This window comes from Psychrobacter coccoides, from assembly GCF_017498085.1.
Taxonomy (GTDB): Bacteria; Pseudomonadota; Gammaproteobacteria; order Pseudomonadales; family Moraxellaceae; genus Psychrobacter; species Psychrobacter coccoides.
The window spans coordinates 96,883-121,292 of sequence record NZ_JAGBKM010000005.1 but is presented as its reverse complement, the minus strand read 5'-3'; the positions used below and the strand labels follow the sequence as shown (position 1 = coordinate 121,292).

General features: G+C 46.4%; 22 protein-coding genes. 10 read left to right on the top strand and 12 right to left on the bottom strand.

Features of this window, described 5'->3' with window-relative positions; all coding sequences use genetic code 11:
* Positions 1-454 precede the first annotated feature (454 nt).
* Both J3492_RS04510 and J3492_RS04505 read left to right on the top strand, forming a co-directional pair.
* A complete protein-coding gene (locus J3492_RS04510; protein WP_207990330.1) occupies positions 455-2,467 on the top strand; it encodes an ABC transporter ATP-binding protein/permease in 2,013 nt (670 codons plus the stop codon).
* Positions 2,464-4,284 carry an amino acid ABC transporter ATP-binding/permease protein gene (locus J3492_RS04505; protein ID WP_207990328.1) on the top strand — a complete coding sequence of 607 codons (1,821 nt, stop codon included), beginning with the start codon at positions 2,464-2,466 and terminating at the stop codon, positions 4,282-4,284. Before J3492_RS04510 ends, J3492_RS04505 begins: the two co-directional genes overlap by 4 nt.
* 141 nt (positions 4,285-4,425) lie before the next feature.
* On the opposite strand, the gene J3492_RS04500 is transcribed toward J3492_RS04505, so the two are convergent.
* Positions 4,426-4,782, bottom strand: coding sequence for a zinc ribbon domain-containing protein YjdM (locus J3492_RS04500; protein WP_243453101.1), 357 nt, complete (start codon positions 4,780-4,782; stop codon positions 4,426-4,428).
* A gap of 206 nt (positions 4,783-4,988) precedes the next feature.
* Here J3492_RS04500 and ygfZ point away from each other — a divergent pair, with 206 nt between their 5' ends.
* The 4 genes from ygfZ to J3492_RS04480 all read left to right on the top strand — a co-directional run bounded on the left by ygfZ (position 4,989) and on the right by J3492_RS04480 (position 8,963).
* Positions 4,989-5,729, top strand: coding sequence for a CAF17-like 4Fe-4S cluster assembly/insertion protein YgfZ (gene ygfZ, locus J3492_RS04495; protein ID WP_207990322.1), 741 nt, complete (start codon positions 4,989-4,991; stop codon positions 5,727-5,729).
* A gap of 64 nt (positions 5,730-5,793) precedes the next feature.
* Positions 5,794-7,116 (top strand): D-amino acid dehydrogenase, encoded by a 1,323-nt coding sequence (locus J3492_RS04490; protein ID WP_207990320.1) that lies wholly within the window; start codon positions 5,794-5,796, stop codon positions 7,114-7,116.
* A gap of 293 nt (positions 7,117-7,409) precedes the next feature.
* Positions 7,410-7,613: a CsbD family protein gene (locus tag J3492_RS04485; protein WP_207990318.1), complete on the top strand. Its 204-nt coding sequence runs from the start codon at positions 7,410-7,412 to the stop codon at positions 7,611-7,613.
* Positions 7,614-8,591: 978 nt separating this feature from the next.
* Positions 8,592-8,963, top strand: coding sequence for a hypothetical protein (locus J3492_RS04480; protein ID WP_207990316.1), 372 nt, complete (start codon positions 8,592-8,594; stop codon positions 8,961-8,963).
* Positions 8,964-8,975: 12 nt separating this feature from the next.
* Here J3492_RS04480 and J3492_RS04475 read toward each other — a convergent pair whose 3' ends face one another.
* The 7 genes from J3492_RS04475 to J3492_RS04445 form a co-directional block, all read right to left on the bottom strand.
* Entirely contained in the window at positions 8,976-9,287 is a 312-nt protein-coding gene (locus J3492_RS04475; protein WP_207990314.1) for a YqfO family protein, read from the bottom strand.
* Between the two features lie 53 nt (positions 9,288-9,340).
* Positions 9,341-9,964: a DNA-3-methyladenine glycosylase gene (locus J3492_RS04470; RefSeq protein ID WP_207990312.1), complete on the bottom strand. Its 624-nt coding sequence runs from the start codon at positions 9,962-9,964 to the stop codon at positions 9,341-9,343.
* A 141-nt stretch (positions 9,965-10,105) separates the two neighbouring features.
* Positions 10,106-10,819, bottom strand: a complete 714-nt coding sequence (purC, locus tag J3492_RS04465) for a phosphoribosylaminoimidazolesuccinocarboxamide synthase (protein WP_207990309.1) — start codon at positions 10,817-10,819, stop codon at positions 10,106-10,108.
* 100 nt (positions 10,820-10,919) lie between these two features.
* Positions 10,920-11,240 (bottom strand): hypothetical protein, encoded by a 321-nt coding sequence (locus tag J3492_RS04460; protein WP_207990308.1) that lies wholly within the window; start codon positions 11,238-11,240, stop codon positions 10,920-10,922.
* Between the two features lie 96 nt (positions 11,241-11,336).
* Positions 11,337-12,242 (bottom strand): 4-hydroxy-tetrahydrodipicolinate synthase, encoded by a 906-nt coding sequence (gene dapA, locus J3492_RS04455; RefSeq protein ID WP_207990306.1) that lies wholly within the window; start codon positions 12,240-12,242, stop codon positions 11,337-11,339.
* A 367-nt stretch (positions 12,243-12,609) separates the two neighbouring features.
* On the bottom strand, positions 12,610-13,905 hold the full coding sequence (locus J3492_RS04450; protein ID WP_207990304.1) for a metallophosphoesterase family protein: 1,296 nt from the start codon (positions 13,903-13,905) through the stop codon (positions 12,610-12,612).
* Between the two features lie 291 nt (positions 13,906-14,196).
* Positions 14,197-15,645: a Do family serine endopeptidase gene (locus J3492_RS04445; RefSeq protein WP_424108381.1), complete on the bottom strand. Its 1,449-nt coding sequence runs from the start codon at positions 15,643-15,645 to the stop codon at positions 14,197-14,199.
* 597 nt (positions 15,646-16,242) lie between these two features.
* Between J3492_RS04445 and J3492_RS04440 the strand changes: the two genes are divergently transcribed.
* Positions 16,243-18,483 carry a cation:proton antiporter gene (locus J3492_RS04440; RefSeq protein ID WP_207990302.1) on the top strand — a complete coding sequence of 747 codons (2,241 nt, stop codon included), beginning with the start codon at positions 16,243-16,245 and terminating at the stop codon, positions 18,481-18,483.
* A gap of 326 nt (positions 18,484-18,809) precedes the next feature.
* Entirely contained in the window at positions 18,810-19,343 is a 534-nt protein-coding gene (locus tag J3492_RS04435) for a DUF2058 domain-containing protein (RefSeq protein WP_207990300.1), read from the top strand.
* A gap of 13 nt (positions 19,344-19,356) precedes the next feature.
* Here J3492_RS04435 and tmk read toward each other — a convergent pair whose 3' ends face one another.
* Positions 19,357-20,013, bottom strand: coding sequence for a dTMP kinase (tmk, locus tag J3492_RS04430; protein WP_207990298.1), 657 nt, complete (start codon positions 20,011-20,013; stop codon positions 19,357-19,359).
* A 16-nt stretch (positions 20,014-20,029) separates the two neighbouring features.
* Entirely contained in the window at positions 20,030-21,346 is a 1,317-nt protein-coding gene (gene mltG, locus J3492_RS04425; protein ID WP_207990295.1) for an endolytic transglycosylase MltG, read from the bottom strand.
* A 355-nt stretch (positions 21,347-21,701) separates the two neighbouring features.
* Between mltG and J3492_RS04420 the strand changes: the two genes are divergently transcribed.
* Entirely contained in the window at positions 21,702-22,466 is a 765-nt protein-coding gene (locus tag J3492_RS04420) for a DpnI domain-containing protein (protein ID WP_207990293.1), read from the top strand.
* Positions 22,467-22,562: 96 nt separating this feature from the next.
* The gene (locus J3492_RS04415; protein WP_207990291.1) at positions 22,563-22,754 is read left to right on the top strand and encodes a DpnD/PcfM family protein; all 192 of its coding nucleotides are present in this window, start codon (positions 22,563-22,565) and stop codon (positions 22,752-22,754) included.
* A 4-nt stretch (positions 22,755-22,758) separates the two neighbouring features.
* On the opposite strand, the gene J3492_RS04410 is transcribed toward J3492_RS04415, so the two are convergent.
* Positions 22,759-23,670, bottom strand: a complete 912-nt coding sequence (locus J3492_RS04410; protein ID WP_207990289.1) for an aminotransferase class IV — start codon at positions 23,668-23,670, stop codon at positions 22,759-22,761.
* Position 23,671: 1 nt separating this feature from the next.
* The gene (locus tag J3492_RS04405) at positions 23,672-24,349 is read right to left on the bottom strand and encodes a hypothetical protein (RefSeq protein WP_243453100.1); all 678 of its coding nucleotides are present in this window, start codon (positions 24,347-24,349) and stop codon (positions 23,672-23,674) included.
* Positions 24,350-24,410: the final 61 nt, after the last annotated feature.

The following is a 24,410-nucleotide window of genomic DNA, read 5'->3' as shown; positions in this document are numbered from 1 at the left end:
AAAAACAACAGTCAATCATCCCATTGCTGACAATAAGCGACTGAAAACAAACCACTAACAAATATAATATATTTATTAGTATAATATCTGTATTAATACAACACAACAGTTAAAGTCACAAAAAAAATATGGAATTAAACCAACATTATTACACAGCGTAGCAACAAATACATATTGCGGTTGTGACAGACACTGAAGTTATCAGGCTACTCGCCTCTATCAAGCAAATCAAGTACAGGCTCCGGAATATAATAACCAACCTTTACTTACCAGTCACTTTATCATATCTATTCAATGGCATTATAGAGTGCTGATATTCATGGTTATACTTGTAGAGCAGCGCACGACTAAGCCAGCCTCTTCATTGGCTTTTCACTATAACAGCGCCTACAATCACTTTAGATGTCTATAAACCTACATCAAAAACCACTTATTTCTTGCGGTAGACAGCACTATGGCAACCCTCTCCAATACTGAAAAGCGTTTTTTAAAGCAACTTATTGCATCGGTAAAACGCCCACTCAATCTGGCTTGGGTACTCACTGTCATTAGTGCGCTACTGTTTGTCTGGCAAGCGTGGCTACTTGCCAGTTTGTTTGGTACTTGGCTGAGTAATTACTTCAACGAGTTGCCGCTATCTACGGCTGTGTCTAATGACTGGTTGGCGGGTTTGGTCGTTTGCTTTGTTTTACGACCGCTACTACATAGCGGCCGTGAGCTCATCAGCCAACGTGCCAGTCTAAAGGTGCGTAGTGAGCTGCGTGAATCACTACTCTCTAGCATGGCAAGACTTGGGCCAAACTTGCGTTATTTTGGTAGTGATGGCAGTTTATCTAGCCAAGTTATCGATCAAACCGATGCTTTAGATGGCTATATCAGTAGTTTTAGTGTGCAGAGCAAGGTGGCTGCTAGTACTCCCATTATTTTGCTGATTGCTGTTGCTTGGCAAAGCTGGGTCGCCGCCGCACTACTGCTACTCACCGCACCTTTAGTGCCTATTTTTATGATATTGATTGGCCACTTAACTGCCCGCAAAAGTGCTGAGCAGTTCAGTGCTTTGGCACAGCTTAGCGGACGGTTTTTGGACTGGGTACGTGGTATGCCAACATTAAAGCGTCTACAAGCGACTGACATAGCCGCTCATGACTTGGCAATCAGTAGTGAGGACTATCGCCGCCGAACCATGGATGTGCTCAAAATCGCCTTTTTAAATGGAGCGGTGCTCGAGTTACTGGCGGCTTTGAGTATCGCTTTAGTGGCGGTTTATCTTGGTTTTGGTCTGATTGGTATCTTGCCATGGGCAAAGGGCGAGGTGCCCGTCCCCTATTTTGGTGCGTTATTTATCTTACTATTAGCACCTGAGTTTTATTTACCACTGCGCCAGCTGGGTGCTGACTATCACGCCAAAGCAGAGGCAGAAGGCGCTGTACAAAGCCTGCTACCTATTATCAATGCTGCTGACCATATTGCTGATAGCGACTCTGAGCCTCTTAACAATACCGTCTCTGGGTCTCATGCCGATCAAAGTCTAACCCACACTTCTGCTATGGAGGCTTGCACAGCGCAGCCAGATGTCTCAAAAGCCTTTGGCATCGTGCTATCCAATCTAAGTATTCGTAGTCCGATAGCAGAGCCTACAGACAGTGTTGATCAAAACAACAGCTATCAAAACAGTGAGCCTAAAAACACTGATCATCAACACTCTCAGCAAGCAGGCAACGTGATTTCAGCCCGCCCGCCCGCTCATCATAGGCGTTATCGTACCCGCTTGGCGCCCATTAGTGTCGAGCTGCCAGCAGGCGCGCGCATGGCACTGATTGGTGCTAGCGGCAGTGGTAAATCAAGCCTGCTCCAAGCCTTAATGGGCTTTGTCAGTTATGATGGCAGTATCAGACTGGTCAGCAAAGATGGACGACAACAAGTCGAACTTAACGACACCAATCTGGATACCTTGCGTCAAAACATCGGCTACCTTGCCCAACAAGTGGCGCTCATGCCGCTGAGTATCGCCCAAAACCTTCGCCTTGCCAACCCTAGTGCCACTGAGGCTGAGCTGATCGCTGTGCTCGAGGTGGTCGAGCTTTGGGATCTGATCCAGCGCTTACCCGATGGTCTACATACACAGCTTGGCGATCGTGGTCAAGGTCTCTCAGGGGGGCAACAGCAGCGTTTGGGTATCGCACAATTGCTCCTACGTGAGGACAGTTTATGGCTGCTCGATGAGCCCACTGAGCATTTAGATCCAGATACTGCCCAACGTATTCATACGCTACTTGCAGAGGTCAGCCGTGACAAAACTGTCTTGTGGGTAACGCATGCCCATGAGCAGCTTACGTGGTTAGATGGTGTGATACGACTTGATGGTCAAAACCACTTACAGGCAGATACAAAACTGGATGCACAGCTTGATAACACACCTAACACAGAGCTGGAGACAACAACTGATACTTCGAGGGCTAAGCCATGAGTAAACATACCTCACAACATCAGCCCAACCATACTGCAATAACACACTCTGTCGATAACCAGGCAGCAGACAGCCGTGACCCTGCTTTTCGTTTGCGTGATATGTTCAAGCCTTCATTTGATTTGTGGGTTATTTCTTGGCTGCTAGGGCTGATATTCGCCATCTCTATCATCGCACTTTTGATGATCTCAGGTTGGTTTATCAGTGCTGCTGCTCTGGCAGGTATGCTCGCTGTTGGCTCCCATGCTTTTAACTATATGATGCCTGCAGGTATCATTCGTATGTTGGCCATAGCCCGTACCGCCAGCCGCTACGGTGAGCTGATGGTCTCACACAACGCTGTCTTTGATTTGTTAAAAACACTCAGGCTTAGGTTTTTTGAGCGCTTGTCTACGCTGCCTTTAGTACAGCAGCGCAACGCCTTACACGCTTCACAATATATGCATAGATTGGTCAACGACATCGATAGGCTTGATGAGTTTATTTTGCGGGTGGTCTCGCCTTGGCTGATCGGTACCATCGTCGTCACACTCTTAGCGCTGTTTATTGGGTTTGCTTTACCTATCGACCCCACTCTAAAGCGGATGATTTATGGCTTACTGGCTTTGGCGCTGCTGGTGCCGCTGCTAGGTACATATCTGGGTATCCAACAAGCAAGACAGCTGGCCGAGGTTTCTGAAGCACGCCGGCAAAAACTACTCGCTCCCTTAGCTATCATTACTCAGCTGCTATTGTGGCAACAATGGCGGGCGCAGACGGCCGATTACATCGAACAAGACAACCTCTTGCAGGACTTGGAATGGCGAGCACAAAAGCGCCGCTCTGCGTATATGCTGGGTATTCAATGGTTGTTTTATGCGGGCGTGTTGGTGGTATTGTTTGCTATTACTCAGTTATCACAAGGTGCAGCATTTGATAGCAGTATCATGCATGTGGTCAGTGTCCCCTTAGTGTTGGCTGTCGTTTTAGGCTTGATCGGTATTCAAGAAATCATCGTACCTTTAGGTCAGCACTATTTGGCGCTTGGTAATAGTATCGCCGCCAAACAGCGCCTAAACGCATTGTTAACCACCCACTCTACAGCTACTGAACGCTCTCCAAAAACCAAAGACAATATTGAAAAATCAGAGTTAGCCGCTGCTGACTTGCCATTACCCACAGGCGAGATGACGGCAACGCTTGATAGGGTCTATGCAAAAATACCCAAGGCGCTAGTAGGTGCTCAAGATGTGAGCGTCATTATAACCTCGGGGACACCGCTTATCATCAGAGGCGCTTCGGGCTGCGGCAAATCAACGTTATTGCAGATGCTCGCCGGTGAGTTGTCACTATTAAAAGGGGAAGTGACGCTAAATGATGCCGCTTGGCATGATTACGACTGGCGTGATCAGCTGGGCTACTTAGGTCAGCAGCTCGATATCTTTGATCAAAGCTTGGCGGCGAATCTACGCTTGGGTAAACCTAACGCCAGCGACGCTGAGCTGCTTGCTGCTTTGGATAAGGTCGGTTTGTCAAAGTGGTTGCAAGCGCAGCCACAAGGACTTGCGACACCACTTGGCGAATACGGCGCTGCCGTCTCTGGCGGGCAAGCAAGACGCATAGCATTGGCAAGACTATTGCTCAAGCCTCGGCGAGTATTATTACTCGATGAGCCTTTTGCAGGCCTTGACGCTCAAACTCGCGCACAGGTTTGGCATCATGTACGCGAACAGCAAAAGAACGACTTGTTGATCGTTGTCAGTCATCACGAGTGGGATATGGGCCACTGTCAATTACTCACGCTGAAGGAGCAGGTGTTTACCAATGATACGTTATGACTCATGACTCATAACTGCTAACTGTCGCTGGTAAACAAAAGCCACCTAAATCGCTTAGGTGGCTTTTATACTTATCACCTCTATTAAAAATGTTGAGGTGTTTTTTAGGCTCTCATATCACCTTGTCAACAAGCTGGTGACTTAAGCCTTTTTTACCACAGAAGATTTAAGTTTCATCTGTCCAAAACCATCAACCTTGCAGTCGATATCATGTCCATCTACAGGATCGTCAAGCAGCCGAATACTACGAACTTTAGTGCCAACCTTAATAGGAGTCGATGAACCCTTTACCTTTAAGTCACGGATGACTGTCACCGCATCACCATCCTGCAGCTCATTACCGACTGCATCACGAATGATGCTATCCTCTTCAGCTCGAGCCTCAGCAGCATCCGCTTCAGCGGCCGTCCATTCATGCGCACACATCGGGCATACCAGTAAGGCACCATCTTCGTAAGTATATTCAGCATCACATTTTGGACAATTGGGTAAACTCATGATTTCCTCGGCAGCCGTTAAAATAAAGGGGGTAATAGATCCTCATTGTACCCCAAGTCACTGACTTTAACCAATCTACACGCTTGAAATGTAGGCGCTGCGCCCAATCTACAGCACAGGTATAGCGTTTTTTATGCGCTTGTTTTTTGTGTTACCCTGCTTTGTAGGATTTAATCTTCGATATAACAAGTTTAAGGACAATAATCATGAGCCATGCAGTACTGCCGCAGTTTGCACAAGTCACCATCGAAGGCGAAGATGCCGAAAAGTTTTTACAAGGTCAGCTCACCGTCGACGTCACCAAACTCGGGCTTAGCTATCAAGCAACGGCACTAAGCAATCTAAAAGGCCGTATTGAGTTTGGACTTTGGATAAAAAAACAGGACGAAAACCACTTTGAGGTTGTCATCAGTGCTGACTGTGCAGACTCTTTACACGCCCATTTAAAGAAATTCGGCGCATTTTCCAAGTTTGAAACCAGTGCTCCAATACCGATTTATCCTTGTGTCATCGGCGATGAACCGACCTTCAGTCATAAAGATGAGCACAATACGGCAGAGGATACTCAAGCTTGGACGCAGCGTAGTATTGCCATCGGTAATTACTGGATTGTCGCCGACACTCAAGGTCAGTTTCAGCCGCAAGAGCTGCGGTTGCATCAGCGTGGCGGTATGGACTATGACAAAGGCTGCTATTTGGGCCAAGAGGTCATCGCTCGCATCTACTTTAAAGCGGCACCGAAAGCGTTTTTACATTACGTAAAAGGCACAGGTGAGGTCCCAGCTGCAGGTGATAAACTTGATAAAATCCAAGTGGTCAATGCCATTGAAACTGACGAAGGGTTTGAGGCTTTAGTCGTCGCACGCCCAGCACATCTCGATGATAGCGACCTGACGCTATTAGAGTTACCAGAAGCGTTGCAGGCTGATGTGGCACGCCCTCAATAACTGTGCTCAATCTACAGCGAAGCGTCAGATAAGCAGCTCATACAGTCACTAAGAGATTTTACTCATGACACATATTGCGGTACTCGGAGCAGGCGTGGTGGGCGTGACCAGCGCCTGGTATCTTCGGCAAGCAGGCTATGATGTGACTGTCATTGAGCGTGAGCCCGCAGCAGGAATGCAAACCTCATTTGCCAATGGCGGGCAGATATCCGTCTCACATGCGACCCCTTGGGCCAACCCGGCGACACCGAAAAAAGCGCTGAAATGGCTGTTTAAAGAAGACGCCCCGCTGCTATATCGTCTGCGAGCGGACAAGGCTCAGCTCAGATGGGCGCTACAGTTTTTGCAAGAGTGCCGCACAGACAGAGCCGATGCCAATCTGGTGCAAATGGTACGTCTCGGTCTGTATTCTAGAGATGCTTTGCAGCAGCTGCGGGCTGATATTGGTATCGATTACCAGCAACAAACTCGTGGTATCATGCACCTTTACACCGATCAAGCGGAGTTTGATGCTGCCATTGTGCCCACACAGCGTATGCAAGCGCTCGGCTGTGAGCGTCATATTATAGATATTGATAACGCCGTCAGTCTTGAACCAGCCCTCTACCCTGTGGCTCACAAGCTTAAAGGCGCAACCTATACCAGCCAAGATGAGTCAGGTAATGCTCATTTGTTTACCCAGCGCTTAGCTGAGCGCTGCGCTGATGCTGGCGTACAGTTTTTATATGATACCGAGGTGTTGGCATTAAACGCTGACGCCCATTCTACTCACCCACATATCCATAGCATGACTATCCGTCCTGCTGGCGAAAATGCGCAAACCTTTAGCGCAGACAGTTATGTCTTGGCATTGGGCAGCTATAGCGCCGCCTTAACCAAGCCATTGGCTGTTCATCTGCCTATCTTCCCCGCCAAAGGCTACTCAGCCACTTATCAAGTCAACCCTCGTGCACCGCATCTGGCGCCCTTTGTGAGCCTTATTGACGATGAGTTTAAGCTGGTAACCTCTCGTTTAGGAGATAAGCTACGAGTCGCTGGTACCGCTGAGTTTAATGGTTACAATCTAGACCTAAACAGCGTACGCTGTGAGGCCATTACTCGCCGTGTGCAGCAGTTATTCCCTAAAGGCATCATTGCTAACTCTGTCGAATACTGGACAGGGCTACGCCCAATGACGCCTTCAAACGTACCCTTAATAGGGCGTGCGCATCAGGGGCACGTCCGTCATGGCAGTACCAATATCGATGCCAGCTTCGATAATCTGTGGCTCAATACTGGCCATGGCACACTGGGCTGGACCCATGCTTGTGGTTCAGCAAAAGCGCTCAGTTTACTTGTACAAGGAGATCGGCCGGCAGTTGATTTTGATTTTACTGGCGTGGTTTAGTTTTTTGTTTTGGTTGCTTTTATTTTGGTTACTTAGTCTAGATAAAACCAACACGCCATCATACATAACTCTTATCTTTATACCATAGAAATGCTGAACTCTATAAAAGCGCAACACTCTAAACATTGCTCATACAGACATTATTAGCCCCTATCTTTATATTAGAAATCATCAGTTGGTTATCTGTCATTGATAGCTTTTAACTGAAGTATAAAGAAGACACAAAAAGGCAGTCTGTTAGATTGCCTCGATAATTAATAATAAGTGCAATAATTAAAAGAAGGAGTTTAATCATGAATGAACATACTCTAAAAGGTGATTGGAATCAGCTCAAAGGTTCAGTCAAACAAAAGTGGGCCGATCTTACTGATGATGATTTATTACACATTCAAGGTAGCCGTGACAAGCTAGTCGGTAAAGTACAAGAGCGCTATGGTCACTCTAAAGATGAGGCAGAGCGCCGTGTGGATGAGTGGCGTCGTGAAAACAACTACTAAGAATCACTCGTAATAAGCCCTGACAGCTTAAACATAAAAGCCGCATGCGAGTCATGCGGCTTTTTTATGGGTCTTTTTACATTTTAATTTTTCAAAACTCAGACACAATAAAACCGCATAGCAAATAATTGTTATGCGGTTTTATTATTAACGGTCCATGTTAGTTACCACAATTGTTTTTTATGCATCCTTGCACAAGTGACAACATATTGTGATATTGAGCATCCTGCTCTTTTTGCTACGACTATCAGCATTCACTGCTGTTATCAGCAAAGGGTCTGTGTCCTTACTTCATTTATTGTTATCATCCTGATGCTAATAAATGAATCATTATCCTTAATACGGTTAACTCAATCCTTGAGTCACATTCCCTGATGCCGTGTGACTATAATGCCAATATATCTCTGTGTTGTTAAGTCGCATAAACGTCAATGCATGTAAGCATATGCTTACACATCTTTTATTATGAGACATTTATTATCGATATAAGAGCATTTATAGTGTGTTAATAGCCGTTTTATGCCGCACCAAATACAGTTAGTCCTCAATAAAAACAGCATACCCTATGCCATTGCCACTGGCATTGATTATACGCAGCACCGAGCGGTGGTGGTACAGCACGCCAGACAAATAAATACCCGTAGCGCTTTTGAACTTATAACAGGTTTACTTCTAAACGACTGTAAGTTTTCTTTATTAGAACCAAACAGTAAGACTACGTCAGTACAGTATAGGATGATTACGCAATCCACCGCCTTGCTTACATCTTATTAACGCTCACGACACTTACTATCAAGTTTTGACCTCTATCATGTACTTGTAAGTAAATATTTCAAACGCTTTAATCACAACCAGACATGAGATCAAGCTTTTGGCATCGCAAACCTTTGATGCCTATGGTCAAATAAGCCTACCCTGGCTTATTTGACCATTTTTTATAGTATTATGAGGCAGTTTTTAATCTAATCGGAGAGGTTTATGACAAGTAAGACTTTATTGAAACCTACTGCGGCTGTCAGTGTGATAGCAGCACTATTAACCATAACGACAGGCTGTGTCACTGCACCAGGCTACAACGCTTACGATGACCTGTATGAAGACATCTATAAAGACAGCAAGGTCTACAAAAAGCACAAAAAAACCATCAAAACCATTGATAAAGACTTCTATCAACCGGCCATCAAACAGCAAGCCGCCAATAGAGTCAGTAACATGGGTTACCGTGTCAAAAGCGTGAAATTCAAAAGGGGCGATAGCAAGATTAAAGTCAAAGCCACTCGAGGTGGTGAGGACTACAAAATCGATCTAGACTATCCAAGCTATCAGGTCATCAAGATAAAAGAAGACTAAAACGACAGCCTTCTAAAAATCTAGCACTTCGATAATATCGTAGGCAGGCGTCTCGTAAGGATGCGCTTGCTTTAGTGCTTCAACGACCTGAGCCATGTTTTTTTGTGCTACCACCATCTCCACTCGCCATTCAGGCACTTTTTCTAATTTATCTTGCGCACCAATGTGCGGATTGCTACCTGCCAGTGGTTTAAACTGGCCCACGCCCTGCACTTGCCAGCAGCAGGCCTCATAGTTACCAATCGTGCCAGCACCTGCGGCAAACAGTGCCGACTTAACTTGCTCTAAGGCTTCTTCAGGAATAAAAACAGTCAGTTTATACATAGATTGCCCTCATATCATACCGTTAGCATAAGATCGAAAAATGATAGAAACTGCTATTTTTTCGATAAAGAAGGATGCCCCGTCCATACATAGCGTAGCAGCCAGTCTGCAGCTTCACCTGCAGAGTCAATACCGATACGTGGGCGCAGTGATACAGGAGGCTGACAGCCATCATCTTCGATCCAAACGCCTGACTCTGGTGCGATAGGCTGACCATATAACCGGCGATCAATCTGTAAACGCTTGCTCAGCTTACCAGGACCTGAAAACTGCTTAGGATGGGTAAACTGCTTAGCTGCTTCAAGCGACTGCTCGTCAATCAAACGCTCACTATCAGCGGTCAAAAACCCTGCACGTATTAGCACTGATTCAGGTGACTCTGCGGGCCCGCTCACTAAGTTGAGCATATGGTGTACGCCATAGGTTAGGTAGATATAAAACACCCCACCGGGCTGATACATAATCTCAGATTTGTCTTTTTTGCGTCCAAGGTGCACCTGCACCGAGCCATCGGCCGCACCGATATAGCTTTCGGTTTCAGAGATACGCATGCGTAAGGTTTTTTGTTGACCATCACTATCTGTCACCGTACTACACAGCACTTTACCGATCAAGTCAGCAGCGACCACACAAGTTGGACGAGTAAACCATATTGGCGCTAGCACAGTATTTGGCATAAGTTTAGACCTGGGTTCTCGTTAGCCTGATGGGACAAACAAGCCTTATTGTAGAAACAATAGATTGATTGTATCGTGCACATTTTATAAAAAAAACTGAGCTTAAAGCTCAGTTTTATCGAATAAAACTTAAGATATAGATTAGCTCAGAGGAACCCCAATACGCTGAGCGACTTCTTCATACCCTTCAATCACATCACCAAGCGACTGACGGAAGCGGTCTTTATCCAGTTTTTTCTTCGTGGTTTTGTCCCAAATACGGCAGCCATCTGGTGAGAACTCATCACCCAAGACGATACGATCATGGAACACACCAAACTCGAGCTTAAAGTCTACTAAGATTAAGTCGCCCGCATCAAACAGCGCTTTCAAGACATCGTTGACTTGATAAGTCAGCTCTTGCATTTTGGTCAGCTGTGCTTCGGTTGCCCAGCCCAAAGTGACGGATAGAGACTCATTGACCATAGGATCACCCAGCGCATCGTCCTTATAAAACAGCTCATAGGTCGGCGGCGTTAATGCTTGGCCTTCTTCTAGCCCTAGACGGCGAACCAAACTCCCCGCTGCAAAGTTACGTATCACACACTCTACAGGAATCATATCCAAACGCTTAACCAATACTTCATCATCAGACAGCTGCTTTTCAAAATGGGTCTCGATGCCAGCGTCGGCCAGCTTTTGCATGATAAAAGCGTTAAAACGGTTGTTAACCACACCCTTGCGTGCCAATTGCTCAATACGCTTACCATCAAGCGCTGAGGTATCGTCACGGAAATGTAAGATTAAAAGATCGTTATCCTCTGTTTCATAAACAGACTTGGCTTTGCCTTTATACAGCAGTTGTTGCTTTTGCATTATGGGAGTTCCTGTTCGTTCAAGGCTGATGTCGTTCAAGCTTATGTAATAAATAAGCAGCAAAGACCGCTTAACAAGCGGTCTGGATGGAATGTAAAACTTATTGAGCTGACGATGACGTCACTGGCACCGCTCGTTCAGGTTTTGGCAGTCGGTACTGCTTACCTGACTCATTTTGTAGCTGTAAAGTATTTTCGCCCAGATTTGGGGTGGGATACAAGGGTACAAACGGAGCGGCCTGTTGTGATGCAGGCAACTCTAATGGTGGCAACTTTTTACTTTGTTGATATGTCAGGCTCCCATTATCACGTTTACCCAGTACGCCTTTGGCCGTTTGGCAACCGCTCAGTACTAAGGTACTGCCTAGAGCCAAGGCAAATAACGCAGTAAAAGTTTTTGATGTCATTAATGATGTCTTCATCATATGCTCTCTCAGAGTTAGCAATCGGTGCCTATATAGATACTGCGCTAACGATGAATCAAGTCAGCATCTATAAGGGCGTCTTCTAGCCAGATTTTATAGTAAATTTGCCCGTACCAATGCTTGGTCGATGGTGTCATGATGTTTGTCTGCAAGCCATACCAAGGGTAAACGAATGCCCTTGTCTATCATGCCCATCTTATATAAGGCATATTTAGCAGGAATTGGGCTGGATTCGATAAACAAATCACGGTGCAAATGCTTAACCACATCATGAGCGCTATCAGCAGCTGCAAAGTCACCACGTAAAGCCGCCGTAAAGGTCTCACTCATGGCTTTAGGTGCTACGTTGGCTGTGACTGAAATATTACCGCTACCACCGACTTTCATCAGGTCAAGCGCTGTCCCATCATCGCCAGACAACACCACGATTCTATCGCCAACGGCTTTGATCAACTGCTCGCCGCGGCCGACAGAACCTGTGGCATCTTTGATGGCGACGATGTTCTCGATATCAGCCAAGCGCTCGACAGTTTCTTGGGCGATATCCACCACGGTACGGCCTGGTACGTTGTAGAGCATTTGTGGCATATCAACGGCTTCAGCGACAGCTTTATAATGCTGAAATAAGCCTTCTTGTGGTGGCTTATTATAATAAGGTGCTACCAGCAGCGCACAATCAGCGCCAGCGTCTTTAGCATCTTGAGTCAACTTAATGGCCTCAAGGGTGTTGTTTGCGCCAGTACCTGCAATGACAGGCACACGGCCTTTGACATGCTGCACAAAATAGCGAATCACCTCGCTGTGCTCTTGCATCGATAAGGTGGCCGACTCACCAGTCGTACCAACCGCTACGAGACAATGAGTGCCTTGCTCGATTTGCCAGTCTATGAGGTCTGCCAGACGTTTATAATCGACCGCTCCGTCAGGATGCATGGGCGTTACCAAGGCCACCATAGAGCCTTGTAGTCGGGTTTTGATATCGTCGTATGCTGTACTCATAACTTTGCCTTACTGGATTATTCTAGCTTTTATTAAAGCTATCACATGATAGGTCGTTTGCAAGCGCTATCGTTCATTTTACAGTACTATAGGATACGCTTGCTTTATATTCATACTGCTGACCGAACATTGATTTGAGCCTTGTACTTATTTTTATAGGTTTTACAAAAATAAGTCTTGATAGGCATAAATAAATATCGCCACAGCAGAGGATAAGGTTCACTGCAATAAATGACCGTTAGTGTAGCATATTTTGATTTGTAGGCTCACTAACAACTTTCACTGGGGTATGGATTTTATTTTGGTACCCGCTTTATGGCTCAGTTTAGCCTACTTAGGGTATGTTAATAAAAAAATTTATGCCCTATTAACGAATCGTCAACACATCAATAGTAGGCCTACGAATACGAAACGGCAGCCCTCGAGTACCAATACCGCTACTGATAAAGACCTGTGCATTACTGTGCTGATAGACGCCGCATTTATTATCGAAAGCGGTCTTGGACATAAGCGTCACGGCTGCACGGGCTTTATCGTTAGCTGCCCCTTCAGCTTGTCTGGGCAAATGGCTTGGCGACACTGGCTTGGCTGCACCGGTGATCAGCAGTGGTCTTGGCTGTAACGTGCTCGGCAAGTCGGTAATACTATCAAACCTTGAGGCCAGAATAATCACGGGTAGGGTGGCGTTTCCAATCTCCGTACAGAGCGCCGCCTTATCAGCGACAATGCTCACACCACGCTTCGCATGGTTTGCTTGGTTAGCCTGTTGCTGATTCGTCATGCATTCTGAAGTTACGCCGTTAGCGTGAGTAGTCATTTGTTTTGCAGAGTGCACGGCGTTTTTAGCAGACAGATGAGCGCCTTGAGCGCTTGGTTGTGGTAGATCTTGCCAACCACACAGCATCGCCACATGCGACGGGCTGTCGTTACTCTGTACTTGTGGTCTGAGCGTGTTATTTTTGTGTCGCTGAGCTGATTGTGGTAGTAATCGATACTGCTGACCGATATAGGTGATATCAAGCACATCAAACGCTGCCGCCAAAGTATCTTCTAGTAGTGGTTGCCCTTGCTTGGTGGTATTGAGAGACTGATAGCGCAAATCCGAGGTGCTCATGACGGTATAAACAGGCTTATTAACGCCTTTAAATAGCATCAACTGCCCTACTAAGTCAGCGCCTGGATAATACAGCCAATCACCGGTAATCAATACCGCATCTACAGACAGCTCGTTAATGGTCGTGACAAGCTTTCTGATATGTCTGGGTTTACCGCTATATAAGCCAATACGTAAATCAGCCAACACCGCTATGCTAAGTGGTGATTGTAGACTGATATCAATGGTTTGATGGTGCAATCGCAAGCGATTTGGCTGCACAATGACGGCATAAAAATACAACCCCATGGCTATCAGCGCCATCAACACAACGGACACCGACAGCCCGCTTAGCAGCGGCGTTAAGTCTTGTGTCCAGCCAACCAGCAGTAATAACGCCCAAAATGGCATGGTATAAGCAGCGTAATACAAGCCAAGCTTTGGCCAGATACGCATAAAGCGGGTACTAGGGTTGGCATTGAATGTCTGTAGGCATGACCACAGCACCACGTACGCCAGCAGTGCTGTCGCCATAATGATACATAATGTATAAATAGCGTGGTTAGTCATGAACACCTGGCTGTTGTGTCGGATATAGGGTCTGTCGACCATGAAGTATTGGGGCTGCTGAGATGCAGTTTGTGCAGTATCAAACAGTGACGACGTCGCCCAGCGAGCAAGGGCGTTTATACCAGCAGCACGGTATCGGTTTTAAGTTGAGTCAACGATATACCATTAATACGCACATGTGGGTATCGAGCAGACTTAGAACGATAGGCTGAAAAAACCAGTCATTATAAAGCTCAGTACCCACAAGTCAAAACCCAATCTGGTGCTTATTATCAAATACGCATCCGCACGCTATGATTTATCAATGCGTAGCCCGATAATAGCGGGGATACCTTGACGCATGATCTCGATAGTCACCACGCCTTTTTTGGGCAGTGATGAGATTGCATCAGCAACATCCGCCGCTTCTCTTATCGGCTTTTGGTGTAAGTTGGTGATGACGTCGCCTGCGAGTATGCCAGAGCGAGCAGCAAGCCCCGTTGGCTCAACTGCCGTCACCAACACGCCAGTCTTGCCATCTGTCGCAAGCTCGACTTGCTCATCAGGGGTGAGATTGCGTAAGCGTAACCCTAGACGCACCTCATTGTCTTGTTGGTTTTGACCTTGAGCTTGAACGTCGCTTGGTGCCTGACTGAGCGTACCTGAGACCGTAAAGCGCTTGCCATCTCGCTGTATTTGCGCACGAAACTTCTCATTAGGTTTGGCTCGGTTGATGAGGTTTAACAGATCAGAAGCACGCATAATATTGCTATTATTGTATTGTAGGATGATATCACCCGACTTTAGACCGGCTTTATGAGCCGGTGAATCGGGTGAGACACGGGTCAATAGCGCCCCTTGTGGTCTCGCCAGCTTATAGACCTCTGCCAAATTACGATCTATGTCTTGTGGGTAGACGCCCAAATACGCACGCATCACTTTGCCATTGGTCTTTAACTGCTCGTAGATATCCATGGCGGCATCGATAGGAATAGAGAACGACAATCCCATATAACCGCCAGTACCACTAAAGATACGTGAGTTGATACCGATGACTTCACCACGCTGATTAAATAATGGCCCACCCGAGTTGCCTGGGTTGAGCGCCACATCGGTTTGAATAAAAGGCACACTGGTCTCACGGGAGAAGCTCCGTGACTTGGCACTGACGATGCCGGCAGATGCTGAGTAGTCAAACCCAAATGGTGAACCGATAGCCAATACTGGCTCTCCGACTTTGATACTATTGGAGTCGCCAATAGGCAATGCTGGCAGCTGATTACCTGCAACTTTTAGCACCGCCACATCCGAGCGCTCATCGCTACCGACCAAAGTTGCGTCCAACTCTGTACGGTCATTTAAGGTCACCGTGATTTTATCCGCCCCTTCAACCACATGGTGATTGGTCAGCATATAGCCATTTGGAGTAATAAAAAACGCCGTGCCATAGGCGTGTTCAATCGCTGGGGTCGCTGCTCGATTAGGGATACGCAAACGATCACCAAAAAACTGGCGCAGTAGCTCTGCTGTTTGGGCTTGCGCCAACTCCGCCTCGCTTACGGTCTTGGTTACGTTGACTCGTGCCACTCCTGGCGTCACCTGCTGTACCAAGTTAGAAAAGTCTGTAGTAGCGACAGCCGCATGGGCAGTTTGAGTGGTCGCTACACTCATGCCCGCCATCATCGTTGTGCTTACAGCTATCGCCAGCAAGCCACGCTGTAGTATACGTTGTAAATGATAAGCGATTGGTTGACTCTGCATAATATCCTCTTAATTGTCTTTATTTGTTCAACGATATTAGGGCTGATTTTTTAATTGTTTAAATAGGTACCGTCATCATCACTGCTGATCAGCTGCTGTTTTTAGTCATGTTGTTTTTAGCGATACTTCTTTAATCTTAGCCTATTTATCATGACCCTACTGTATAACAAATTCAGTGTTTAGTTTACTGCTATTGTAGTATGTAGGATGACGCCTGTCATGATTAGGGCCGATAACCCTGTCATTATATCTCGATAAACGCTAACGTAAACCAGCTGACCTATACCCTTTTGGTTCACATCTTGACCTGCCTCGTTACATACAAGAAAAATAAAATCATGCTATGATAACAAACCAAATACTATCTATAGTAGACAAAAGTTCACTAAAAAGAGGTTTGCCTACTGTGGTTTTTGCCCATGATCATATGGCTCGAATATCCTCTGCAGTGACTGATAAGAGGCTGTGATAACGGTTGGTAATGACCATTTACTATAGCACTATTTAGCGTTTATTTTTGTGCACTGACTGGCATCGTAAACTTCCCTTAGATTCTACTGTACGTAAAGTATGACAAGCTTATAAAAGGATTGATTTATGGATACCGCCCTCTTGCTATCCGGCGTGGTTGGGCTTGGCATTGCCGCCCAATGGTTGGCTTGGTATTTAAAGCAGCCGTCCATTTTATTTTTATTACTCATCGGTATCATTGTTGGACCGATCTTAGGATATTTTGACCCTGACTTGGTTTTAGGCGAGCTGATGTTCCCTTTTATCTCCTTGGGCGTCGCTATTATCTTATTTGAAGGGTCACTGACGCTAGAGTTTGATGAAATCAAACAGCACGGTACTGTCGTTCAGATGCTGGTGTCTGTCGGTGTCGTAATCACCATTGCCGTTGTGGCACTGTCGACTTATTTACTGTTTGATGTCGACCCCTTGATTGCGCTATTGTTTGGTGCTTTGGTTTGTGTGACAGGGCCAACGGTGATTATGCCGCTACTGCGCAGTGTGCGTCCTAACAAGACCATTTCTAACATTTTGAAGTGGGAAGGCATCATCATTGATCCCATCGGTGCGATTGCGGTGGTATTGATCTATGAGTACATTATCTCTGGTGGTGAAGCCAGTAGCTTACTTCTGTTCTCCAAAATTGTGGTCTTGGCAACGGCTATCGGTATGGCGGGTGCTTGGGCGTTGGCATTCTTAATTCGCCGCAATATGATTCCTGAGTTTTTGCGTAATGTCTTTACCTTAGCCTTTGTTTTATTGCTGTTTTCGATATCAAACCACTTGGAGCATGAGTCAGGCCTACTGACCGTGACGGTAATGGGCGTTGCCTTAGCCAACTGGCCCAAATTCCCTCGTGATACCATCTTAGAGTTCAATGAGTCGCTCACTATTTTACTGATCTCAGTATTGTTTATCATGCTTGCAGCTCGCGTAGAGTTGGTTGACTTAATGAGCGTCGGCATTGCAGGTCTGGTATTACTCGCTATCGTCATGTTTGTCGCGCGTCCACTGTCCGTGTGGGTGTCGGCTATTGGTTCGAACTTAAAGACCAATGAAAAGCTCATGATCAGTTGGATCGGGCCACGTGGTATCGTTGCCGCCGCCATCTCCTCTCTGTTTGCCATTCGCTTGCAAGAGTATGACATCCAAGGCGTTGAGCTACTGGTGCCTTTGGTGTTTATGGTAATCATTGGTACAGTGATGATTCAGGGCTTGGGCGCAAAAATGGTGGCCAACTTACTTGGCGTGCGTGAGCCTGAGACCAATGGTATCTTAGTGGTCGGCTCAAACCCTGTCGCCCTTATGGTGGCGAGCTCCTTAAAAGATCATGGCTTCGATGTGGTCGTCGCCCACAACAACTACACCAATATCGCAAAGGCACGTATGAGCGGACTACGTACCTACTTTGGTAACCCTGTCTCTGATCATGCCGATCACCATCTAGACCTTATTGGTATCGGTCATCTGTTTGCCATGAGTATCGATAAAGAGCTGAATACTTTATCCGAGATTCATTACCGTCATGAGTTCGGTGAACAAAAGATATTTCGCCTCAAGTTCAGTGACGAGAAGAGCAAAAGTGAGCGTGACACTAAGCAAGCGCACTTTCAATCGCAGTGGCTGTTTGGTAAAGACGTCACGTATACCAAGCTTGCCAGCATGCTCTCTAAAAAGGCCAAGATTAAGGTTACCAATATCACCGACAGCTATAGCTTTGAGCAATATAAGGCAGACAACAAGCAGTTCGTGCCACTGTACACTCTAGATAAAGAAGGCCATCTCAAAGTCTTTACCGACAAGTTTGATGGCTCTGTGCCCCGTGATCGTAAATTGGTAGCGCTAGTCGTAGAAGATGAGGTACAACCAAAGACAGTAGATGTCACCGCCAAGCAAGAACAAGCACGAGCGATTGCAGATGCTGACTTTGAGGCCAAATCCAAAGCGCCAGAAAAACGCAAGCAAAAAGAGCTGAGCGAGACGATACCTAATGAGCTGTCGCAAAGTGATACACAAAAAGCAGAAGGCGCAGAAACCAAAGCAGAGAGCCGTACTGCAGAGCAGGTGCCAGAGCAAACCAAGTCAAATGACGCTCCTAAAGCCACTGCTCCTAACAGCAAACCTGCTACAAAAAAGCCTGAGAAAGCGTCGTCCTCTGTCGCTCAGATCAAAGCCAATGCTCAAGGCAGTGGCAGTGCGCCAAAAACCAAAAAAGGCACATTGGACCCCAGTCGTCTACCAGACTCAGATAAAAGTATCGATAACAGCAAAGCTACGGCGGATACCGATACCACTGAGACAAAGTCAGCAGATAAGGCAGATAAGTAGTAGCCGCTTTTTATTCTAATTTAATAGCAAAAACCCCAGTTCAAATTTGAGCTGGGGTTTTTTATCGTTAGGACGTTTGGCTGATTTGATAACACGCTCTAGCAAAATTTGCTACCATGTATTTTTTAGGTTTTATGATTTAGATTTGATTAGTCAATTCTAAATCATAAAACTGGCACACTCTATGCCACGTGCTGTTGGTATTAATTTCCCTTGCGTGCTGTGCCTACGCCAACAGAGGCTGCGAGAAGTTAATACCAGCAGCACTGTACCTAGTTTAAAGTGTGTTAACTATAGTCAAATATCGTTATTTAGGTGATGGAATTATGGCAAAAAATGCCCTACAAGCGCAGCTGCTAAAAGCAGGATTGGTCGATAGCAAAAAAGCCAAAAAACTTAACAAGCAGTCACAGCATGCTAAGCGTACTGGCGATACAAAAAGCATAGAAGCCAAAAAAGCCCTAGCAGCCGCACAAGCCAAGCAAAGAGAAAAAGACCAGCTGCTCAATCAAGAAAAGCAACGTGCTTTAGAAGAAAAAACGCTTACCGCCAATATCATTCAAATGATTAAGCAGCATCAAATTACGGATACTCAAGGTGAGGTCACTTATCAGTTCGTTGATGATACTAAAATCAAAAAGATTCATATCACTCAAAAACTATATGATCAGGTCGTGGCCGGTCATGTGGTGATTGCTCGACTAGAAGACAGCTATGCACTCCTGCCTCGCCCCTTGGCTGATCGTATTAACGAAAAGCAAGAAGGCTTTGTAGTAGTGGCCAATGACACCTCAGACAGTGAGCTGGCAGAGGATGACCCTTACGCCGCTTATGTGATTCCAGATGACTTGATGTGGTAACTGATGACGCTGGTTATTGGCTGTTGGTCATCTCAAACTGCGTGGTCACGACCTGCCATATTCGGGCACTGACCTCATCGGCAGTGCCTGAGGCATCAATACGCTGAATGCGCTCAGGATGCTCAGCGGCCAGTGCGCTAAACCCTGCATAAACCCGATTAAAAAAGTCCGTCGCCTGCTGCTCAAAGCGATCGGCAGCGCTACGCTTACCAGCACGCGCCATTCCTTCTAGGACTGGCAAGTCAAGCCATAATGTCAGCTCTGGCAGCTGCGGGATAAACTGCTCAATGAGTGACTCTATCTTTGTCAATGCCACGCTATCACCATGTGCTCGAGCAAAGCCTTGATAAGCGATGGTCGAGTCCGTAAAGCGGTCACATATCACCCAAGACCCACGCTGCAATGCTGGCAAGATAACTTGTTGCATATGATCGCAGCGAGCGGCAAACATCAACAATAGCTCAGTGTCGTCATTGATGTCGGTAGCTGGATCTAACAGTATCTTGCGTAGGCGCTCTGCAAAAGGGCTGCCGCCTGGCTCACGAGTACGTAGGCAATCGATGCCAGCGGCTTGTAGGCGTACACACAACTGCTCGATAGCAGTAGTCTTGCCTACGCCCTCAGTGCCTTCAAAACTAATAAAACGCCCAATGCTTGGGGGGTTACTCATATGATTACCTAACCTGTTACTCTGGCGGGGTTTGTGATTTTTTTTCACGCATCACCTTGAGGTACTCTTGTACCGCTCGATTGTGATCCGCTAAGTTATTGGTGAATTTGTGCCCGCCATGACCGGTCGCTACGAAGTATAATGCCTCACTGTCAGCGGGATGCAGTGTGGCTTCGATAGAAGCTGCTGACGGTAGTGCAATCGGTGTCGGCGGTAGGCCATCGATTTGATAAGTGTTATAAGACGTTTTTTCGTCGATATCGGCACGGCGAATATTACCGTCATAGCGCTCGCCCATCCCATAGATGATGGTCGGGTCAGTCTGCATGCGCATGCCTTGAGCAAAGCGATTATTAAATACTGCGGATACCAAGGGGCGCTCTTCGGCGATACTGGTTTCTTTTTCGATGATGGACGCCATGATCAGCGCTTCATACGGGGTTTTGTACGGCAGATCTGGCGCTCGGTTTTCCCATGCCTCAGTTAGCGTTTGCTGCTGACGTTTATACAGATCGGTCAAGACCTGTTTGTCACTGGCCCCTTCGCCATAATAATAAGTATCAGGCGCGAACCAGCCTTCTAGATTATACTGTACGATAGGATCGCTATGAGAGGTCACCGAATCTGGCAAGATATCCACCAAGTCTAGCGCCTGTGCGATACTGGCATTACTGGCATCGCCGCCATCTGTGACCAGGACTTCTTTTTTGATGCCGGGGTTGTCACGTAGGTTTTGATAAAGCTCACTTGCAGTTCTCCCCTCGATGATTTGTACTTTGACCATGGCAACTTTTGCACCCTGCCCTAGGATATGCAGCACTTCTGCGATGGTTGGGTTGGCAGGCAGCTGATAAATACCGGCATGCAAGGGCGCATCGATTTGCGACTTGATATAGACCTTGGCCACGGTACTCGAAAACAGCGGGATTTTCTGCTGCCACTGTGGCAGCAAGCCATAATAGGTATCCCCCTGTTCGATGGTCACCTTCTGCTCTGGCTGCTCGATGCGTCCAAATAACGTTTGATAGACCATGACCAACAAAAACGCCGCTATCAAGCCCAGTACCAATAATATCTGATAGCCACGCTGCATAAAAAACGATGGGTTGTCTTTTTTGTACTTACGAGGCTTGGTTTGGCTGCTGATCAAGGAGATGTCAGTCGCTGGTGCTTTGTCCGCTTCGCTCTCGTCAGTCGCTACTGGTGCTTGCTCATCAGCTGCTACAGGCGCTGAGTCTAGGCCATCAGTCGAGCCCTTAGCGGCATTGGCATTATCATCAGTCCGCTTATTATTAGGATCATCAGAAGGGGTGTCGGGGGTTGGCATACTCATGACAGCTCACAGGGCAGAGGTTTGCTAGAATTTAGCATTGAACTGGACGCTTTTCAATGGGATTTGTTTAGTCGTCTCTAATTAGTCTATAAAAGGCGTGCTAGGGCGTGTCCTCATTTTAAAAATGGAGATAAAAATGAGATAAATTGCCGCCAAACAAGGAAAATAGCGCAGATAATATCGGGATATTACCTAGCTATTTAACGCTGTTTGGCAAGATTTAGCCATTTTTAGCCCATTTAGGTATCCTTCGATTGAATTGAGGACACGCCCTAGTATTGATAACTATGATTTTTACAACATCCCAGCCATCCGTTTACCCCTCTCTCATCCATCACCAAAATAACAGACTCTTATGAACTTAAACTTTAATCAAGCACTCGCTGCCAATTATCGCTCACCGTCACAAATCATTCGTGTATTAAGTGAAGCATGGGTAAAAGACAATGGCTACTGTCCCAACTGTGGTATTCAACCGTTAGCTGAATTTAGCAACAATCAACCTGTCGCTGACTTTTATTGTGCAACTTGTGCCGAGCAATACGAGCTAAAAAGTAAAAAAGCCAAATTAAGTAATATTATCAATGATGGCGCTTACGACACTATGCTTAAACGTATTAATAGTGAGGATAATCCAAGCTTTTTCTTTTTGACTTATTCAGCACAACTAAGCGTTAACAACTTCTTAATCATTCCTAAGCATTTTTTCAAACCTGACATGATTATCAAACGTAAGCCGCTACCAGCAACCGCAAGGCGTGCAGGTTGGGTCGGCTGCAATATTGACCTGCGCCGAGTGCCTGATTCAGGCAAAGTGTTTTTGGTCAAAAGCCAACAAATTATTCCAAAAGACAGCGTCCAACAACAATATCAAAAAACGCTATTTTTACGCCAACAATCACAGCAGGCACGTGGCTGGACACTTGATGTTTGGCAGTGCATTGACAGATTGGGTGATAAATTTAGCCTGCAACAAGTTTATGCTTTTGCAGACGACCTACAGCTTAAGCACCCTGATAATAATCATGTTAAGGACAAAATTCGCCAACAGCTACAAGTGTTACGAGATAAGGGTATTATTGAGTTTGTGGGGCGTGGTCAATATCGAAAGGTCCTGTAACTGCTTTACCTAAGCTTAGTTAACAAAAGACGATCACTTCTTTAAAGTCTTTTTGCTAGGATCAGCAGCACCATTCGTAAAAAAGTGAGAGTAAGCATGAGTAATGATAAAATTTTGAGTACCTATGAAATAGAAATAGTTGAAACGATGAGCGCTATTATAGAAATAAAAGCTGAGGACGATTCTTCAGCGATTATGCAAGCACAAGAGAGATATAGGAACGAAGATATTGAGTTGAATTATGATGATTTAATCGAGACTAAATTTAATATCTTTGATGTGAAATAAGCGACTAGTTAAACTCAACTGCCTGCCCAGACAGCAAAACTAGAGCAGATACGGGCATCACCCCACGCAAAGCATTACAAAAAAACATCTGGGTTAAATTGGGCAAATCCTCATCATGTAATGAACGCATGACTACTGGTCGATCTGTATTAGCAAGTGCATCAATGATGACTTGACGCATCACCCCAGCGACACCAGAGCTTGTCAACGGTGGTGTATACCACTGCCCTGACAGCAGATACTCGCTATCGGTTTGCGTCTCACCTGCAGCAGACCGTGATGATAGCTGATAAAACACATTGCTCATCGTGCCCTCGACCCAGCTACCACTCATATCCCGCACCAGCCCTTCGCCGATATTTGGCTCGGTGACTTTCAGCGCTTGTAGCTCACCACTGGCGAGTACACTATCGAGGCGATTGAGACTTTTTAGCCCAGACAAAGGTGGCGGCAAACAAGCCAGCTGCGCCTGCAAACAACTGACTGTCATCGCAGGCTGCATCAAGAGAGTGCGCCCATCTGGCAGAAGTAATTTGTTCACCGTATCGATGGGCATGGCGACTGATTTGAGCCAGACTTCAGAGGCGCTGCCTGCCGCACCAGGCGTAAAGCCATAACCTCGTACAGGCTGCACTGCTCGAGTGACGACCACCTTCATCATGCCTTGCTCGAGCTGCTGAGCACATGCTTGTAGCGTTGCCATGAGGGCTTGGCTATCAAGCGCTAACTGCAGGGCTGCGGCGTGCGAGATCAGGCGCTGATAGTGATAGTCTTGCCACACTATCATCCCCTCAATGACACCCAGGGTACTAAAAAACCCGTCACCATAAGCCAGACCACGGTTGTCAGGCGTGAGCGCTGTTTGCTCTAGCGTATGAGGATGTAGTCGCTGCCAAGTGCTCGCCGCTGCGGTCATATCAGCTGGCGTCCACTTGCTGCTCACCTGATTTATTAAACACCAGCATACAGCTATAAAACTCACATTTGGCCAATTCTATTTTTTGGCCGCCGATGGTTTTGTTTTTGATGATTTGACCATTGAGCATCTCAGTGACCACTTTAGCACCGTCAGCACCCATGAGCTGCTGGGCAAGCTGATGAGACTTTTTAGCGTGGGCTTTGCTCAGTGCTTTTTCTGCATCAGAGTCCGTAGGGTTGGCATAGTACCACCCAAGCTCAAGGTATTTTTCAGAATCAATTAAGTCCAAATAAGGCGCATCCGTATCCATAAAGCGATACTTGGTAGCAGGGTTGCTGGCATAGTCCAAGCTATTTTCATCACTGTTCACCACTTTGCCATAAACCGCTTGAATCTTATCAAGCTCATTGATGCTCACAGACCTCTCGCTACTACTGTCCCAAGAAGCCACATCGTATTTGACAGGCGAGCTCTGCGCCACAGTGGCGCCATCCATATCCTGCTCTGGCGTCGGACTTGATTGTACAGTCTCCGTTGCAGTAGTGTCGTCACTACTGGTATCAGGCTCGATATCTTGTTGGGCACCATTACAAGCACTCAATGACAAGCCAACTGCTGTCATTATACTGATCACAAAGGTCTGTAGGGTATTATTCCACATGGGCAATTCACTCATATTTTTAGGGTCTTGGCGTTCTGTTGACGGTTGCCCTAATCAGCAACCAAACTCAAGCGTA

Excerpts from the sequence above, each read along its gene's own strand:
- J3492_RS04475 (WP_207990314.1), bottom strand. The coding sequence starts at position 9,287 with ATGTATAAACTGACTGTTTTTATTCCTGAAGAAGCCTTAGAGCAAGTT.
- J3492_RS04415 (WP_207990291.1), top strand. The coding sequence starts at position 22,563 with ATGAGTAATGATAAAATTTTGAGTACCTATGAAATAGAAATAGTTGAA.
- tmk (WP_207990298.1), bottom strand. The coding sequence starts at position 20,013 with ATGAGTAACCCCCCAAGCATTGGGCGTTTTATTAGTTTTGAAGGCACT.
- J3492_RS04440 (WP_207990302.1), top strand. The coding sequence starts at position 16,243 with ATGGATACCGCCCTCTTGCTATCCGGCGTGGTTGGGCTTGGCATTGCC.
- J3492_RS04490 (WP_207990320.1), top strand. The coding sequence starts at position 5,794 with ATGACACATATTGCGGTACTCGGAGCAGGCGTGGTGGGCGTGACCAGC.
- J3492_RS04435 (WP_207990300.1), top strand. The coding sequence starts at position 18,810 with ATGGCAAAAAATGCCCTACAAGCGCAGCTGCTAAAAGCAGGATTGGTC.
- purC (WP_207990309.1), bottom strand. The coding sequence starts at position 10,819 with ATGCAAAAGCAACAACTGCTGTATAAAGGCAAAGCCAAGTCTGTTTAT.
- J3492_RS04410 (WP_207990289.1), bottom strand. The coding sequence starts at position 23,670 with ATGACCGCAGCGGCGAGCACTTGGCAGCGACTACATCCTCATACGCTA.
- J3492_RS04450 (WP_207990304.1), bottom strand. The coding sequence starts at position 13,905 with ATGACTAACCACGCTATTTATACATTATGTATCATTATGGCGACAGCA.
- J3492_RS04470 (WP_207990312.1), bottom strand. The coding sequence starts at position 9,964 with ATGCCAAATACTGTGCTAGCGCCAATATGGTTTACTCGTCCAACTTGT.
- J3492_RS04510 (WP_207990330.1), top strand. The coding sequence starts at position 455 with ATGGCAACCCTCTCCAATACTGAAAAGCGTTTTTTAAAGCAACTTATT.
- J3492_RS04405 (WP_243453100.1), bottom strand. The coding sequence starts at position 24,349 with ATGAGTGAATTGCCCATGTGGAATAATACCCTACAGACCTTTGTGATC.
- J3492_RS04480 (WP_207990316.1), top strand. The coding sequence starts at position 8,592 with ATGACAAGTAAGACTTTATTGAAACCTACTGCGGCTGTCAGTGTGATA.
- J3492_RS04420 (WP_207990293.1), top strand. The coding sequence starts at position 21,702 with ATGAACTTAAACTTTAATCAAGCACTCGCTGCCAATTATCGCTCACCG.
- J3492_RS04485 (WP_207990318.1), top strand. The coding sequence starts at position 7,410 with ATGAATGAACATACTCTAAAAGGTGATTGGAATCAGCTCAAAGGTTCA.
- mltG (WP_207990295.1), bottom strand. The coding sequence starts at position 21,346 with ATGAGTATGCCAACCCCCGACACCCCTTCTGATGATCCTAATAATAAG.
- J3492_RS04445 (WP_424108381.1), bottom strand. The coding sequence starts at position 15,645 with ATGCAGAGTCAACCAATCGCTTATCATTTACAACGTATACTACAGCGT.
- J3492_RS04505 (WP_207990328.1), top strand. The coding sequence starts at position 2,464 with ATGAGTAAACATACCTCACAACATCAGCCCAACCATACTGCAATAACA.
- dapA (WP_207990306.1), bottom strand. The coding sequence starts at position 12,242 with ATGAGTACAGCATACGACGATATCAAAACCCGACTACAAGGCTCTATG.
- J3492_RS04500 (WP_243453101.1), bottom strand. The coding sequence starts at position 4,782 with ATGAGTTTACCCAATTGTCCAAAATGTGATGCTGAATATACTTACGAA.
- J3492_RS04460 (WP_207990308.1), bottom strand. The coding sequence starts at position 11,240 with ATGAAGACATCATTAATGACATCAAAAACTTTTACTGCGTTATTTGCC.
- ygfZ (WP_207990322.1), top strand. The coding sequence starts at position 4,989 with ATGAGCCATGCAGTACTGCCGCAGTTTGCACAAGTCACCATCGAAGGC.